The organism is Mesorhizobium sp. B2-5-4, from assembly GCF_006441095.1.
Classification (GTDB): Bacteria; Pseudomonadota; Alphaproteobacteria; order Rhizobiales; family Rhizobiaceae; genus Mesorhizobium; species Mesorhizobium salmacidum.
The window spans coordinates 25,824-39,803 of the sequence record NZ_VFUR01000015.1; the positions used below are offsets into that span (position 1 = coordinate 25,824).

Below are 13,980 nucleotides of genomic sequence, written 5' to 3' on the forward strand. Positions count from 1 at the left end.
TCTCAGGCGTGTCCGGCGGCCAGGCTGAGATGGGCGAGATCGATGCCGATCGACGCGAGTATGCGATCGTATTTGCGCTCGATATCGGCGTCGAACAGCAATTCCGGCGTCGCCGGGCAGGTCAACCAGCCATTCTCGGCGATCTCGGTTTCCAGTTGGCCGGCGCCCCAACCCGAATAGCCGAGCGCCATCAGCGCGCGGCGCGGCCCTCGCCCTGACGATATCGCCCGCAATATGTCGACGGTCGCGGTCAGGCAGATGTCGTCGGAAACGGTGAGCGAGGAGTCCACGCGGTAGTCGCCCGAATGCAGGACGAAGCCCCGGCTGCGGTCGACAGGCCCGCCATTGCGCACGACGAAATCGCGCGCCTGCGCCGGAAGGCGGATCGCCTCCAGCTCGTTCATGATGCCGAGCTGCACCAAAAGGTCCGGAAACAGCATCTGCTGCGTCTGGTTGATGATCAGGCCCATCGCGCCTTCATCGCTGTGGGCGCAGATGTAGATGACCGAGCGCGTGAAACGGTCGTCCTTCATGCCGGGCATGGCAATCAGGAACTGATCGTCGAGAAAGCCGCGTCCGGCGGCTGTCTTCTTGTGGCGCAACAAATCCATGCCAGGGAGCGTAACGCGTTTCCCGGGCGCCGAAAAGATGCGCAGTACCGGATTCGACCAAAGCCCACATTGCGGGGCCGGCCTTGGCTTGTCCGCGCAGGTCACGCAAATATGATATCGGCAAGGGCCATGAAATCATTGCGTGGCCACGAAGGGACGCTCAAATCATCGCCATGCAAAGCTTGAAAATCCTGTTGCTCGGTACTGCCATCGGATTGGCGGTCGCCCTCCCCGCCACCGCCTCCTCATCAGCCTGGTACAACAGCGAGGGCGGCAAGGTGCGGCTGGTGACCAGCGGCAAACCGGACGACGCCGGCCGCATCCAGGGTGTTCTCGATATCGCGCTCAAACCCGGCTGGAAGACTTACTGGCGCGACCCGGGTGACGCAGGTGTGCCGCCGCAGCTGGACATTTCGGCCAGCACCAATATCGCCGATGCGACACTGTCGTTTCCCGCACCGCAGCGCCACGACGATGGTTATGGCAAATGGGCCGGCTACAACTATCCGGTTTCGCTGCCGGTGACGTTCACGCTGGCGACGCCGGACCAGCCGGCCGTCATCGATGCCGACATTTTTCTCGGCATTTGTGAAACCATCTGCATCCCGGTGCAGACACGGCTGAGCGTCGACCCAGCTTCCGATCCCGACAATGCCGACGACGCGGCATTGGTAAAGGCGAGTTTCACGGCATTGCCGGCACCTGCAAAACCCGATTTTGGCGTCAAGGTGCTGCCGGGCGATCACGAAACGCTGGTTGTCGAGGCGAGCTTCCCTGGCGATCCGCAGGCAGCGGATTTCTTCGTCGCCGGCGAGCGCGATTATGTGTTCGGCACCTCCTCCCGCGAGGAAAAAGACGGCAGGTTGATCTTCACCGTGCCGATCCTCGATCGCCCCTCGACGACGCCGACGGACGGCGGGCTCCACTACACGCTGACGAGTTCGGCGGGCGCGGTCGAAGGGCTGCTGCCTTTCCCTTAAAGCGCGTCGTATTGAAACGAACCCGTATGATGCGCTCCAAGGTCATCTTCTTGTACATGTCGTCGGCCCAAGACCGCTGCGCACTTTGGGCGACATATACTGAAGCTACTGCCGCGATGGTTGCAGGAAGCCACCGAGTTCGCTAGGCAAGCACGCGTCCTTCCCCATTCCCCAAGCGAGGAACTCATGACCATCTCCGTTGGCGACAAGCTGCCCGAGGCGACCTTCAAGACCATGACGGCCGACGGCGCGAAGCCGATCACGTCGGCCGAGATTTTTCCGGGCAAGAAAGTGGTGCTGTTCGGCGTTCCCGGCGCCTTCACGCCGACCTGCAGCAATAACCATCTGCCCGGCTATCTCGAGAACCATGATGCGATCCTGGCGCGTGGCGTCGACACTATCGCAGTCGTTTCAGTCAACGACGTCCACGTCATGGGCGCCTGGGCGCGCTTCACCGGCGGCGAAGGCAAGATCCTGTTCCTCGCCGACGGCAATGGCGATTTCGCCAAGGCGGTCGGTCTTGACGCGGACTACTCCAGTGGCGGCATGGGCCTGCGCTCGAAGCGTTTTTCGATGATTATCGACGACGGCAAGGTCACCGCGCTCAATGTCGAGACCAAACCCGGTGTCGATGAGTCAGGCGCGGCTCATATTCTCGGCCAGCTCTGAGCTTCGACGGCCGGTCAGGCGAGGCCGCAACGGCTGGCCTCGCCCGACATGCGGCTGCGCTCCAGAACTGCCGATTTTCGGGGGATCAACGATGTTTGATATCTTCTGGCGCGCTATCGCGATCGGCGTCGGCGCCACCGTTCTGATGGACGTCTGGGCCTTTTTCCTGCACAAGGCGTTTGGCCAGCCACGGCCGAACTGGGGGCCGGTCGGACGCTGGGTCTGGCACCTCGGCGACAAGGTGTTTCATGACGATATCGGTGATGCGGCGCCCTACGCTCATGAGAAGGCGCTGGGCTGGGCTTTCCATTACTTCGTCGGCATCGTCTACGGCATTATCCTGGTGGTGCTGGCGGGCGCAGGCTGGCTGGCCTCCCCGACCTTCCTACCGGCCTTCATCCTCGGCATCGTCACCGTCGGCGCCGGGTGGTTCCTGCTGGCGCCAGGCATGGGCGCCGGCTGGGCGGCTTCAAAGCGGCCGAATCCGATGCAGATCCGCGCCCTCAATCTGGTCTCGCACACGGTGTTCGCGCTCGGCCTTTGGGTTACGGCGCTGCTGATCCGCTAAAATCAGGGCTGTTCCAGCCTGTCGATCGGCTGCCATCCATGGATAACGTGGCGCGCACCGATATTGTAAGCAAAATAATTGCCGCCGCCCGCCGGCTGATCCGCTTCGCGGCTGATCTGCCTGCCACTCAGCGACAGCAGCAGGAGTGTTCCCACGCCTCCATGGCCCACAAAAGCAATGTTGCCGGCGCCGCCGGCATCGAGCACGGCCTCGACCTCGCTCATGATGCGCTGCTGCGCGTCGATGGCCCGCTCCCAGCCACGGATGCTTTCGTGCGGATTGGCGAAGAACTGATCGGCGACCGCCTCGAACTCCGGAGGCGGCAGGAAACCCGTCGCCGACCGGTCGTTCTCATGCATCCGCTGCCTCACCTCTACGGCAAGATTTAGATGCCGCCCGAGCACTTCGGCGGTTTCGATGGCCTTGCGTTCGGCCGACGACACCACATGTCCGATCGATGCGATCCACGGCTGGTTCAGCATTGCGTGCGCCCTGGCCCGGCCGATGTCGGACAGGCCCCAATCCGGTACCGGAATAGTGGCGTCGATCTGAAGCTGAGGATGGGTGATGTAGTAGGCGATCGGCATGACAGAAACTCTCCGGCCGGTCAGCCGCCGCGAACAGAAGCTCAATAGCTCTGGGTCGAACGACGTGCTTTCGTGACCAGCGGCTGCTTTGCCTGGACATCGGGCTTCGGTGCCGACACCGCCGGCCTGAAAGGTCCCTTCTTGAACGGCGCCATGCCTTCCCTTGCCAGTTCGTCGGCACGCTCGTTCTCGGTATGGCCGGCATGGCCCTTCACCCAGTTCCAGGTGACCTTGTGGCGCCGGTTGGCCTCGTCCAGCGCCTGCCAGAGCTCGCCGTTCTTGACCGGCCTCTTGTCTGCGGTCTTCCAGCCATTCCTCTTCCAGCCATGGATCCATTTGGAAATGCCGTCCATGACGTATTTGCTGTCGGTATGAAGCTCGACCGTGCAAGGCTCCTTCAAGGCGTTCAGCGCCGAGATGGCCGCCAGCAATTCCATGCGGTTGTTGGTGGTCTCGGCCTCGCCGCCGAAAAGCTCCTTGGTGGTGCCGTTGAAGCGCAGGATGGCGCCCCAGCCGCCGGGGCCGGGATTGCCTGAACAGGCGCCATCGGTAAAGATTTCAACCTGCTTGCTCATGCCAATCCATATTCCGAAGGAGACCTGATCGCCCGATGGAACCGCATTCTTCTGATGTATTCGGTCGGATCGCGTTTCATCACTAGCCCGCCATCGGGGACGGTCAGCCAATCGTAAAGCCGGGTCAGCATGAAGCGTAGCGCCGAGCCGCGCGCCAGCATCGGCAGCGCCGCCTTCTCCTCCGCGCTCAGGGGGCGCACGCTCTGATAACCGGCAAGCAATGCCTTGCCCTTGGTGAGATTGAAGGAAAAATCCTTCTCGAAGCACCAGGCATTGAGGCAGGTGGCGACATCGTAGGCGTAGAGATCGTCACAGGCGAAATAGAAATCGATCAGCCCCGATAACTTCTCGCCCAGGAAAAAGACATTGTCCGGGAAAAGATCGGCATGGATGATGCCCTCGGGAAGGCCCTTGGGCCAGTTCTGCTCGAAATCGGCGAAGTCGGCATCGACCTCGGCCGCAAGGCCCGGCTCGACCTCGTCGGCGCGCTCGCGAGACGCATCCCAAAGCTTGCGCCAGCCATCGAGAGCGAGCGCGTTCGGGCGCCTCATGGAAAAATCGGCGCCAGCCAGATGCAGCGCGGCCAGCGCCTTGCCAACCTCGGCGCAATGCGTCGCGGCCGGTCGCCGCAGCGAAAGCCCTTCGAGAAAGGTGATGATGACCGCCGGCCGGCCTGCCAGCGTGCCGATGACGCTGCCGTCACGCGCGGTCACCGGCAGCGGGCAGGACACCCCCTTGTTTGCGAGATGGCCCATCAACCCGAGGAAGAACGGCAGATCCTTCTTCTCGACCCGCTTTTCATAGAGCGTCAGGATGTAGGAGCCGCTGGAGGTGTGCAGCAGGAAGTTCGAATTCTCGGTGCCCTCGGCGATGCCCTTGTAGGACAGGAGATCGCCGACCGGGTAGTGCTTCAGGAAAGCGCCGAGTTCGCCCTCCGCAACGTCTGTATAGACCGCCATGGCCGTTCACGCGGCCCCGTTGACGAAAGCCATGTCGGCCGGCGTCAGTTCGACATCGCGCAATACCCGCATGACCGGAAAATCCTCTGTTTCGGTGGCCGTGATGGCCAGGTCGATGGTCACATCGAAACGCTGGCGGAACGCGTCGATGATCTCGTCGACGATGATCTCCGGCGCCGATGCCCCGGCCGACAGGCCAAGCGTCGAAATGCCGCCGATCTCATTCCACGGAATTTCAGCGGCGCGCTGCACGAGAAGCGACATGGCGGCGCCGGCGCGTTCCGCAACTTCGACGAGGCGGCGCGAATTCGAGGAATTGGGAGCGCCGACGATCAGATAGAGGTCAGCACCCGGGGCGGTGTCCTTGACCGCCTCCTGGCGGTTGGTGGTGGCGTAGCAGATCGATTCCGCCGCCGGCGCCTGAAGGTCCGGAAAGCGCTCCTGCAGTGCGCGGATGATGCCGGCGGTATCCTCGACCGAGAGCGTGGTCTGGGTGACGAAACCGAGTGCCTTGGGATCGGCCGGCACAAGCCGGGCGGCATCGGCTTCGGTCTCGATCAGCGTTACCGCGCCTTCCGGCAACTGCCCCATGGTGCCGATCACCTCGGGGTGCCCGGCATGGCCGATCAGCAGAACGTGGCGGCCAAGCCGCTGGTGACGCATCGCCTGTTTGTGGACCTTGGAGACCAGCGGACAGGTTGCGTCGAGATAGAACAGGTTGCGCGCCTGCGCGTCCGCCGGCACCGACTTGGGCACGCCGTGCGCCGAAAAGACGACCGGCGACTGCCGGTGTTCGGCCGGAATTTCGGAAAGTTCCTCGATGAAGACGGCGCCGAGGCTTTGCAGCCCCTCGACAACATAGCGGTTGTGCACGATCTCGTGGCGGACATAGACCGGCGCGCCATATTTCTTCAGTGCCAGCACGACAATCTGGATGGCACGGTCGACGCCCGCGCAAAAACCGCGCGGCTGGCAGAGCCGGATCGTCAGAGGAGGCTTGGCGATTGTGTGAAGCATTAAATCCTGCCGGTTCGTCAGCGCCGAAATGAGGTGCCCACCCCTGCCCTGTCAAGGGTATCGCTCGTATTCAGTCCTCTTTCGCCGGCCGGCGAAGCCGTAGGATGAGTACGGCGGCAAGCGCCGCGGCAAGCCCGTACCAGGTGACAGCATATTGCAGATGGCTGTTCGGCAGATCGATGATGGTGACGCCTCCGACCGGCAGGCCGCCTGGATTTGGCGTCTTGTCGGCATCGATGAAGATCGGCACCAGCGTGAAGCCGGCAGGCAGGCCGGCGCTCGCGGCCATGACGTCGCGGTCCTTCCAGTAGAAGATGTTCTTGGCCACGTTATTGTCGGGAAGCATCATGGAGGGCTTTGCCGGAAGCGGGTTGCGGGCAAGCCCGGTGACCGTGACCTTGCCCGCCACCTGTCCCTTGGCGCGCTTGGCGGCGTCCTTGAGGTCGTAGGGCACAAAGCCACGGTTGATCAGGACGAAACGGCCATCGTCAAGGGCCAGCGGCGTGTAGACATTGAAGCCGGCATCCCCTTGCCAGGTCGCGTAGAAATGCCGTTCGCCGGAATGCAGGAAAGTGCCGGTGACAGTGACCGGCGTGTAGTCGACGTCGCCGGTCGAGGCGAATTCCTTCTCGACCTCGGCCAGCGGCAGCGGCGCCGAATGCGTGCGCTGGTCGATGGTCTGCAGCAGGCCTTCCTTCCAGTGCAGGCGCTGGACCTGCCATGTGCCGAGCGCCAGCAAGACCAAGAACAGCACAAGGCCAAGGGCGAACAACAGTGCCGATCTCGGCCGCGAACGGCCGCCGACGTTGACGGAAGCCTCGCTCATTCGCCGCGGTCCAGCCGACCCTCGGCCGCTTTGTTGCGGTATTGCAGGGTGAGCAGCACGCCCTTGATCAACCGGAGCGCCGTCAGGCACAGCACCAGGGCCAGTGGGATCCATATTAGTAGATGCAGCCAGAGCGGCGGGCTCAGCGTCACCTCGACCCAGAGCGCCAGGCCGACGATGATGAAGCCGATGATCAGGATGACGAAGACCGCCGGCCCGTCGCCGGCATCGGCGTAGGAATAGTCGAGGCCGCAATTGACGCAGCGCTTGCCGACGGTGAGAAAGCCGGAGAACAGCCGCCCCTCGCCGCAACGCGGGCAACGGCCGTGCAGGCCGGCCGAGATCGGATCGATCGGAGGCCAGATCGCCCTATCTTCACTCATGGTTGTCTTCACTCATGGTTGTCTTCACTCATGGTTGTCTTCACTCACGGTCATTGCCCGATATCGATCGGCGTCCCATCGGCCACCATTGCCCAGATTTCGTCCATGTCGGAGTCCGTAACCCCAATGCAGCCATCGGTCCAGTCGACCAATTGAAGCAGCCAGCCCCACCGGCCGAAGCCGTTCGGCTGGCCGTGGATCATGATCATGCCGCCGGGATCGACATTGCGTGCCTTCTCAGATCGACCCTGTCACCGGCAAGAGCCGGGAATGCCAAGACGATAAACGCGAAAACTACCGAGATCAGCCGCATCTTCCATCGATCGACGATCATAGCGCCGAAAAGAAGAAGGCGGCCACGTCGCCGCGGCCGCCTCCCTAAATCGAATCCCAAAGGCGGGATCAGTGACCTTCGACCACCGCGCCGACCGATCCCCAGACGTAGATCGAGGCAAACAGGAACAGCCAGACCACGTCGACGAAGTGCCAGTACCAGGCGGCCGCCTCGAAGCCGAAATGCTGCTTGGGGGTGAAGTCGCCCTTCATCGCGCGGATCAGGCAGACCAGCAGGAAGATGGTGCCGATGATGACATGGAAGCCATGGAAGCCGGTCGCCATGAAAAAGGTGGCGCCGTAGATGGAATCCTTGAAGCCGAACGGCGCGTGCATGTACTCGTAGGCCTGCACCATGGTGAACAGCATACCGAGGCCGACGGTCAGCACCAGGCCGTTGACCAGCCCCTTGCGGTCGCCATGGAGGAGCGAGTGATGCGCCCAGGTGACCGTGGTGCCCGACAGCAGCAGGATGACGGTGTTGTAAAGCGGCAGATGGAAGGGATCGAGAACCTCCATGCCCTTCGGCGGCCAGACACCACCGGTAAACGTGTGGCGCGCGTAGTTCTGCACCTCCCCGGCAAAAAGGCTGGCATCGAAATAGGCCCAGAACCAGGCGACGAAGAACATCACCTCCGAGGCGATGAACATGATCATGCCGTAGCGCAGGTGGAGCGACACGACGCGCGTGTGGTGGCCCTCATGCGCTTCCTTGATCGTGTCAGACCACCAGGCGAACATGGTGTACAGGACGATCACGATGCCGATGAAGAACAGCCACGGATTGGCGATGTTGAAGCCGAAGATCGGGAAGGAGCCGCCCTTCAGGTATTCCATGAGGCAGACACCGCCAAAAGCGGTGACAAGCGCTCCGACCGATCCCACGAAGGGCCACGGGCTAGGGTCGACGAGATGGTAGTCATGGTGTGGTTTTGCGTGAGCGTCTGCCATATCAACCCCCGGGATTTCCTTCGGTATCTGAAACTGTCTTGCTGTTGCCCTTGGCCGGCTCCGAGGAGGCGACCGGCTTGTTCTTCTCGACCGGGAACATCGTATAGGACAGGGTGATAGTCTTGATGTCCTTCAGTTCCGGCACATTCACGATGTCGGGGTCCACATAGAACAGGACCGGCATGTCCAGCGTCTCGCCGGGCTTCAGCGTCGTGTCGGTAAAGCAGAAGCATTCGACCTTGTTGAAGTACGGACCGGCCAGTTCCGGCTGCACGTTGAAGGTGGCGCGGCCTGTGACGGGGCGATTGAACTTGTTGGTCGCCTGATAGTGCGCCTGCACGGTCTGCCCGATCTTCATGATCATCGAGCGCTGGACCGGCTGGAACTCCCAAGGCACGCCGGCAATGTTGGCGTCGAAGCGGACGGTGACCTCGCGGTCAAGCACGCGGCCGGCATACTGCCTCTCGACACGCTGCGTGGTACCACCGTAACCGGTCGCCTGGCAGAACATCTTGTAGAGCGGCACGGCTGCATAGGCCATGCCGATCATGCCGGTGAAGAAGGCGAGGCAGACGGCCGCGACGGCGCGGTTGCTGGTCTTGCCGGCCGTCTTTCTGGGCGTCTCGACGCTCATCACATCTTGCCCGACAAATTGTGGCCGAACTTCACGATCGTGGCGATGTAGAAAATCACGACCAGCAGAGCCAGCGCTACGCCTATCGCAATGGAACGGCTGCGCTGGGCCTTCTTCTGGCGATCGGTCAAGGTGACCATCTCGAGTTCTTTCTCGACCATAGTCATGCCCCACCCATGGCAAGCGCGCGTTCGACGACACAGTCGGCCAGATAGGCGGCGAAGATGGCGAAGAGATAGAGCAGCGAATAGGCGAACAGGGCCTTGGCCGGCTTCATGGCGCGGTCGTCGTCGGCCATGCCAAGCACTTTCCAGGCATACCAGACGAAACCAACGCCCAGCAGCAGAGCGGCCACGCCATAGAATGGCGTCGTGTAGCCGAGCAGCCAGGGCAGCACGCCGACCGGGGCCAGCACCACTGCGTAGGCGAAAATCTGACGGCGGGTCGATGCATGGCCGGCAACGTTCGGCATCATCGGGATGCCGGCGCGGCCATAGTCCTCGGACTTGAACAGCGCGAGCGCCCAGAAATGCGGCGGCGTCCACAGGAAAATGATCAGGAACAGGATGATGCTTTCGAGGCTGACCGATCCGGTCGCCGCGGCCCAGCCGATAACCGGCGGGATGGCGCCCGCGGCACCGCCGATGACAATGTTCTGCGGCGTCGAGCGTTTCAGCCACATCGTGTACACGACGGCATAGAAGAAGATGGTGAAGGCCAGCAGCGTCGCGGCCAGCCAGTTGACCAGCACGCCGAGCGTCATCACCGACAGGACCGAAAGGACCAGGCCGAAGCTGAGCGCCTCGTGCGGCTGGATACGACCGGACGGGATTGGGCGGCTGGCGGTCCTGGTCATCACCGCGTCGATGTCGGCGTCGTACCACATGTTGAGAGCACCCGAGGCGCCGGCCCCAATCGCAATAGCCAGGATGGCTATCACCGCCAGCAGCGGGTTGATGGTCACCGGTGCCGCGACTAGCCCGACAAAGGCGGTGAACACCACCAGCGACATGACGCGCGGCTTCAGGAGGGCGAAGAAATCGCCCGCCGTCGCTTCCGACATGCGGAAGCCCGCTTCGTCAATGCTGGTTTTGTCGACTAGGGCCATGCGTACTCAAGTCCATTATTCCGTTGGCCAAAACCGCCGGCGGACCGGCGGTTTTGCATTCGAGGGGAGCCGCCTTACCTGATCTTCGGCAGCTGCTCCCACTGGTGGAAGGGCGGCGGCGAAGGCAGCTGCCATTCGAGAGTCGTTGCGCCCTCGCCCCATGGGTTGGCTCCGGCCACCCGCTTCTTCTGGAACGCTTCGAACACGCAGTAGAGGAAGATCAGGACGCCGACGGCCGAGATATAAGAACCGATGGACGACACATAGTTCCAGCCCGCAAACGCGTCGGGATAGTCGATGGTGCGGCGCGGCATGCCGGCGAGGCCGAGGAAATGCTGCGGGAAGAAGATCAGGTTGACGCCGACGAAGGTGACCCAGAAGTGGGTGTTGGCGATGACAGGCGAATACATGTAGCCGGTCATCTTCGGAAACCAGTAATACCAGCCCGCGAAGATGGCGAACACCGCGCCCAGCGACAGCACGTAGTGAAAGTGGGCAATGACGAAATAGGTGTCATGCAGCGACCGGTCGAGGCCGGCATTGGCCAGCTGGACGCCGGTGACACCGCCGATGGTGAACAGGAAGATGAAGCCCAGCGCCCACAGCATCGGCGTCTTGAACGAGATCGACCCGCCCCACATCGTTGCGATCCAGGAGAAGATCTTCACGCCCGTCGGCACCGCGATGACCATGGTGGCGAAGACGAAATAGCGCTGCGTGTCGAGCGACAGGCCGGTCGTGTACATGTGGTGCGCCCAGACGATGAAGCCGACGGCGCCGATCGCGACCATCGCGTAAGCCATGCCGAGATAACCGAACACCGGCTTGCGCGAAAAGGTCGAGATGACGTGGCTGATGATGCCGAAGCCCGGCAGGATCAGGATGTAGACTTCCGGGTGACCGAAGAACCAGAACAGATGCTGGAACAGGATCGGGTCACCACCGCCATCAGGCGCGAAGAACGTCGTGCCGAAGTTGCGGTCGGTGAGCAGCATGGTGATGCCACCGGCCAGAACCGGCAAGGACAACAGCAGCAGGAATGCGGTGATCAGCACCGACCATGCAAACAGCGGCATCTTGTGCAGGGTCATGCCGGGCGCGCGCATGTTGAAGATGGTGGTGATAAAGTTGATGGCGCCGAGGATCGACGAGGCGCCGGCGATGTGGATCGACAGAATCGCCAGATCCATGGCCGGTCCGGGCTGGCCCGAAGTCGACAGCGGCGGATAGAGCGTCCAGCCGCCGCCCACGCCAAAGGCGCCAGGCGCACTCGGAACGAACATCGAGGTGAGCAGCAGGATGAACGCCGGCGGCAGCAGCCAGAACGAAATGTTGTTCATGCGCGGGAACGCCATGTCGGGAGCGCCAATCATGATCGGCACCATCCAGTTGGCAAAACCGCCGATAAGCGCCGGCATGACCATGAAGAAGATCATGATCAGGGCGTGCGCGGTTGCGAAGGCATTGTACATGCTCTTGCCGCCGTCGATCGCGGCGTCACCGTTCATGCCATAGACCATCTGCGCCAGGCCGCTGAAGATCTGGATACCAGGCTCCTGCAGCTCCATGCGGATAGCGACCGAAAGCGCGGCGCCGATGATGCCGGCCATGATCGCAAAGATCAGGTAGAGCGTACCGATGTCCTTGTGGTTGGTCGAATAAACCCACCGCACCCAGCCATGATACGGCTTATGGTCGTGCCCGTCGTGAGCTGCAGCGTCTGCCATGTTCCGCTCCGTTCCTAAATCTTGCTAACCCGCGACATCAATTGCCGACGGCCGCTACCTTGTTCTGGCCATCGACCTCGGCCATGAGCGTCTTGTTGGCGCCCGGCAGATTGGTCTTGGCTGCCGCCAGCCAGGTCTTGAATTGCGCATCCGAGACGACACGGATGGCGATCGGCATGAAGGCGTGGTCCTTGCCGCAGAGTTGCGAGCACTGACCATAATACAGGCCTTCCTTCTCCGCCTTGAACCAGGTCTCGTTGGTGCGCCCCGGAACGGCGTCGATCTTGATGCCGAAGGACGGCATGGCGAAAGAGTGGATCACATCGGTCGCGGTGACGAGCACGCGGGTCATGGTGTTGACCGGCACCACCAGCTCATTGTCGACAGCGAGCAGGCGCGGATAGGCCTTGCGGTCCTCCTTGCCGGCGGCGGCGCGGTCACCGTCCTGGAGGATAGCGGAGTTGAAGGCGAGCGTGTTGTCGGTCTGGTATTCGTAATCCCAGTTCCACTGGTTGCCGGTCGCCTTGACCGTCAGCTTGGCCTCTTCCGGCGGAGTGTATTGCGCGGTCAAGAGCTGGAACGAGGGAATGGCGAGACAGAGCAGGACGACGACCGGGCCGACGGTCCAGATCACCTCGATCAGCGTGTTGTGGCTGGTGTTGGAGGGAACCGGGTTGGCGCTCGCGCGGAACCTCACGATGCAGTAGGCAAGGAGAAGCAGCACCAGAATGGTGATCGGAACGATGAACCACATCGTGTAGTTTCCGAACCACTCGATCTGCCGCATCATGTCGGTCGCCGGCGCCTGGAAGGTGGTCTCCCACTCCACGGGCTGATCGGCATGGGCGGATGTGCCTGCAAAAATCGTGGCAGCGGCACAAGCACTCAGAAACTTGGCACTTGCTAGAAACCTGGCGCTAGCTAGGAAATTTCTCATCGCCCTCTTCGTCTCCCAGTTCCTCGCGGCGGTGCCAACGAGAATAACGAACAATGCCGGGACGGGAATCCCGACAGTCTCAAGCTGGTTCAAACCATACTCTTTTTCCCTCCGCAAGAAAGGAGCGGTCGAAACCGTGCGGCATTTTTGCGCGCAAGCTGACATAGCTCTTCCAGGGCAATGGCCACGGTAGCGAATCGAGTATGTTCGGCGGTCTGTCCGCCCTATGCTGGCGGCGCCCGCAAAGCGTCGTAATTCAGGCGAATTTGGCAGGGAAAAGCGCTGTATTGCCTGTTTCGGGACAGTCCGGCCGCGGTCTCGTCCTTTACTTGGTATTGGCGCGGCTTAAAGTGCCGTGATTCGCAATGGAGCCGTCATGAACTCTTGGCTTTCGAGACTGAGGCATACGCGACCGGGACTTTCGAGAACCCTGGCGAACGTCGTGTTTCTCGCCGTCCTGTCCGCGGTCGGCCTGTTCGTCGCCGGTCAGGCCAATGCCGCCCAGCCGAGCGGCACGGTGCGCTCGACGCATGGCGCGTGGTCGATCATCTGCGACACGCCGGCCGGCGCCACCGCGGAACAATGCGTGATGATGCAGAACGTCGTCGCCGAGGACCGTCCGGAGATGGGACTTTCGGTCGTCGTGCTGCGCACCGCCGACAACAAGGCCGAGATCCTGCGCGTGCTGGCGCCGCTCGGCGTGCTGTTGCCGAACGGGCTCGGCCTCAACGTCGACGGCAAGGACATCGGCCGCGCCTATTTCGTGCGCTGCTTCCAGGACGGCTGCTACGCCGAGGTCATTCTCGAAAAGCCGCTGCTCGACACGCTGAAGACCGGCACGTCGGCAACGTTCATCGTCTTCCAGACGCCTGAGGAAGGCATCGGCATCCCGGTCGACCTCAAGGGTTTCGCCGACGGCTTTGCCGCCCTGCCCTGATCGCGGCTCTGCGCTGAACAAGACTTGGACGCTGAATCAGACCTGGACGCGGCTTTTGCCGACCCAGAAGCATGGCTTGCATCAACCGTACGATGTCATTCGTCGGCACTGATCTTCATTGCCGATTGTGTGGGCGCGGCTTCACGCCTACATCGGGGGAAAGCAATCATCCCACGGA

At 62.2% G+C, this 13,980-nt stretch carries 17 protein-coding genes and 1 pseudogene; 4 read left to right on the plus strand and 14 right to left on the minus strand.

Going from position 1 to position 13,980, the window contains the following annotated elements; genetic code table 11:
- Nucleotides 1-2: 2 nt before the first annotated feature.
- Entirely contained in the window at nucleotides 3-611 is a 609-nt protein-coding gene (locus FJ492_RS19185; RefSeq protein ID WP_027142370.1) for a YqgE/AlgH family protein, read from the minus strand.
- A 173-nt stretch (nucleotides 612-784) separates the two neighbouring features.
- Between FJ492_RS19185 and FJ492_RS19190 the strand changes: the two genes are divergently transcribed.
- The 3 genes from FJ492_RS19190 to FJ492_RS19200 all read left to right on the plus strand — a co-directional run bounded on the left by FJ492_RS19190 (nucleotide 785) and on the right by FJ492_RS19200 (nucleotide 2,828).
- Nucleotides 785-1,591 carry a protein-disulfide reductase DsbD domain-containing protein gene (locus FJ492_RS19190; protein WP_140771574.1) on the plus strand — a complete coding sequence of 269 codons (807 nt, stop codon included), beginning with the start codon at nucleotides 785-787 and terminating at the stop codon, nucleotides 1,589-1,591.
- A 186-nt stretch (nucleotides 1,592-1,777) separates the two neighbouring features.
- Nucleotides 1,778-2,260: a peroxiredoxin gene (locus tag FJ492_RS19195; RefSeq protein ID WP_140771576.1), complete on the plus strand. Its 483-nt coding sequence runs from the start codon at nucleotides 1,778-1,780 to the stop codon at nucleotides 2,258-2,260.
- A 91-nt stretch (nucleotides 2,261-2,351) separates the two neighbouring features.
- Nucleotides 2,352-2,828 (plus strand): DUF2938 domain-containing protein, encoded by a 477-nt coding sequence (locus tag FJ492_RS19200; protein ID WP_140716829.1) that lies wholly within the window; start codon nucleotides 2,352-2,354, stop codon nucleotides 2,826-2,828.
- A 2-nt stretch (nucleotides 2,829-2,830) separates the two neighbouring features.
- Here FJ492_RS19200 and FJ492_RS19205 read toward each other — a convergent pair whose 3' ends face one another.
- From FJ492_RS19205 to coxB, 13 genes and pseudogenes are all read right to left on the minus strand, one after another.
- Nucleotides 2,831-3,415, minus strand: a complete 585-nt coding sequence (locus FJ492_RS19205) for a histidine phosphatase family protein (protein WP_140771578.1) — start codon at nucleotides 3,413-3,415, stop codon at nucleotides 2,831-2,833.
- Between the two features lie 41 nt (nucleotides 3,416-3,456).
- Nucleotides 3,457-3,990: a ribonuclease HI gene (gene rnhA, locus FJ492_RS19210; RefSeq protein WP_140771580.1), complete on the minus strand. Its 534-nt coding sequence runs from the start codon at nucleotides 3,988-3,990 to the stop codon at nucleotides 3,457-3,459.
- Nucleotides 3,987-4,949 (minus strand): homoserine kinase, encoded by a 963-nt coding sequence (locus FJ492_RS19215; RefSeq protein ID WP_140771582.1) that lies wholly within the window; start codon nucleotides 4,947-4,949, stop codon nucleotides 3,987-3,989. The genes rnhA and FJ492_RS19215 overlap by 4 nt, the downstream gene beginning before the upstream one ends.
- Before the next feature lie 6 nt (nucleotides 4,950-4,955).
- Nucleotides 4,956-5,966 carry a 4-hydroxy-3-methylbut-2-enyl diphosphate reductase gene (ispH, locus tag FJ492_RS19220; protein ID WP_140507789.1) on the minus strand — a complete coding sequence of 337 codons (1,011 nt, stop codon included), beginning with the start codon at nucleotides 5,964-5,966 and terminating at the stop codon, nucleotides 4,956-4,958.
- A gap of 70 nt (nucleotides 5,967-6,036) precedes the next feature.
- Nucleotides 6,037-6,792 carry an SURF1 family protein gene (locus FJ492_RS19225; protein ID WP_181165835.1) on the minus strand — a complete coding sequence of 252 codons (756 nt, stop codon included), beginning with the start codon at nucleotides 6,790-6,792 and terminating at the stop codon, nucleotides 6,037-6,039.
- On the minus strand, nucleotides 6,789-7,175 hold the full coding sequence (locus FJ492_RS19230; protein WP_027142361.1) for a DUF983 domain-containing protein: 387 nt from the start codon (nucleotides 7,173-7,175) through the stop codon (nucleotides 6,789-6,791). The genes FJ492_RS19225 and FJ492_RS19230 overlap by 4 nt, the downstream gene beginning before the upstream one ends.
- 50 nt (nucleotides 7,176-7,225) lie before the next feature.
- Nucleotides 7,226-7,411: pseudogene (locus FJ492_RS19235) on the minus strand (L,D-transpeptidase family protein); the annotation flags it as partial.
- Between the two features lie 166 nt (nucleotides 7,412-7,577).
- A complete protein-coding gene (locus tag FJ492_RS19240) occupies nucleotides 7,578-8,459 on the minus strand; it encodes a cytochrome c oxidase subunit 3 (protein ID WP_140771584.1) in 882 nt (293 codons plus the stop codon).
- A 1-nt stretch (nucleotide 8,460) separates the two neighbouring features.
- The gene (locus tag FJ492_RS19245) at nucleotides 8,461-9,093 is read right to left on the minus strand and encodes a cytochrome c oxidase assembly protein (RefSeq protein ID WP_140771586.1); all 633 of its coding nucleotides are present in this window, start codon (nucleotides 9,091-9,093) and stop codon (nucleotides 8,461-8,463) included.
- Complete coding sequence (locus FJ492_RS19250) at nucleotides 9,093-9,254, minus strand: hypothetical protein (protein ID WP_084636429.1); 162 nt, start codon at nucleotides 9,252-9,254, stop codon at nucleotides 9,093-9,095. The genes FJ492_RS19245 and FJ492_RS19250 overlap by 1 nt, the downstream gene beginning before the upstream one ends.
- A gap of 2 nt (nucleotides 9,255-9,256) precedes the next feature.
- Complete coding sequence (locus FJ492_RS19255) at nucleotides 9,257-10,201, minus strand: heme o synthase (RefSeq protein ID WP_140507795.1); 945 nt, start codon at nucleotides 10,199-10,201, stop codon at nucleotides 9,257-9,259.
- Nucleotides 10,202-10,275: 74 nt separating this feature from the next.
- The gene (gene ctaD, locus FJ492_RS19260; RefSeq protein ID WP_027142356.1) at nucleotides 10,276-11,928 is read right to left on the minus strand and encodes a cytochrome c oxidase subunit I; all 1,653 of its coding nucleotides are present in this window, start codon (nucleotides 11,926-11,928) and stop codon (nucleotides 10,276-10,278) included.
- 37 nt (nucleotides 11,929-11,965) lie between these two features.
- A complete protein-coding gene (gene coxB, locus FJ492_RS19265; protein ID WP_181166691.1) occupies nucleotides 11,966-12,982 on the minus strand; it encodes a cytochrome c oxidase subunit II in 1,017 nt (338 codons plus the stop codon).
- A 259-nt stretch (nucleotides 12,983-13,241) separates the two neighbouring features.
- Here coxB and FJ492_RS19270 point away from each other — a divergent pair, with 259 nt between their 5' ends.
- The gene (locus tag FJ492_RS19270) at nucleotides 13,242-13,802 is read left to right on the plus strand and encodes an invasion associated locus B family protein (RefSeq protein WP_140771590.1); all 561 of its coding nucleotides are present in this window, start codon (nucleotides 13,242-13,244) and stop codon (nucleotides 13,800-13,802) included.
- Nucleotides 13,803-13,980 lie beyond the last annotated feature (178 nt).

Excerpts from the sequence above, each read along its gene's own strand:
- FJ492_RS19185 (WP_027142370.1), bottom strand. The coding sequence starts at position 611 with ATGGATTTGTTGCGCCACAAGAAGACAGCCGCCGGACGCGGCTTTCTC.
- FJ492_RS19190 (WP_140771574.1), top strand. The coding sequence starts at position 785 with ATGCAAAGCTTGAAAATCCTGTTGCTCGGTACTGCCATCGGATTGGCG.
- FJ492_RS19195 (WP_140771576.1), top strand. The coding sequence starts at position 1,778 with ATGACCATCTCCGTTGGCGACAAGCTGCCCGAGGCGACCTTCAAGACC.
- FJ492_RS19200 (WP_140716829.1), top strand. The coding sequence starts at position 2,352 with ATGTTTGATATCTTCTGGCGCGCTATCGCGATCGGCGTCGGCGCCACC.
- FJ492_RS19205 (WP_140771578.1), bottom strand. The coding sequence starts at position 3,415 with ATGCCGATCGCCTACTACATCACCCATCCTCAGCTTCAGATCGACGCC.
- rnhA (WP_140771580.1), bottom strand. The coding sequence starts at position 3,990 with ATGAGCAAGCAGGTTGAAATCTTTACCGATGGCGCCTGTTCAGGCAAT.
- FJ492_RS19215 (WP_140771582.1), bottom strand. The coding sequence starts at position 4,949 with ATGGCGGTCTATACAGACGTTGCGGAGGGCGAACTCGGCGCTTTCCTG.
- ispH (WP_140507789.1), bottom strand. The coding sequence starts at position 5,966 with ATGCTTCACACAATCGCCAAGCCTCCTCTGACGATCCGGCTCTGCCAG.
- FJ492_RS19225 (WP_181165835.1), bottom strand. The coding sequence starts at position 6,792 with ATGAGCGAGGCTTCCGTCAACGTCGGCGGCCGTTCGCGGCCGAGATCG.
- FJ492_RS19230 (WP_027142361.1), bottom strand. The coding sequence starts at position 7,175 with ATGAGTGAAGATAGGGCGATCTGGCCTCCGATCGATCCGATCTCGGCC.
- FJ492_RS19240 (WP_140771584.1), bottom strand. The coding sequence starts at position 8,459 with ATGGCAGACGCTCACGCAAAACCACACCATGACTACCATCTCGTCGAC.
- FJ492_RS19245 (WP_140771586.1), bottom strand. The coding sequence starts at position 9,093 with ATGAGCGTCGAGACGCCCAGAAAGACGGCCGGCAAGACCAGCAACCGC.
- FJ492_RS19250 (WP_084636429.1), bottom strand. The coding sequence starts at position 9,254 with ATGGTCGAGAAAGAACTCGAGATGGTCACCTTGACCGATCGCCAGAAG.
- FJ492_RS19255 (WP_140507795.1), bottom strand. The coding sequence starts at position 10,201 with ATGGCCCTAGTCGACAAAACCAGCATTGACGAAGCGGGCTTCCGCATG.
- ctaD (WP_027142356.1), bottom strand. The coding sequence starts at position 11,928 with ATGGCAGACGCTGCAGCTCACGACGGGCACGACCATAAGCCGTATCAT.
- FJ492_RS19270 (WP_140771590.1), top strand. The coding sequence starts at position 13,242 with ATGAACTCTTGGCTTTCGAGACTGAGGCATACGCGACCGGGACTTTCG.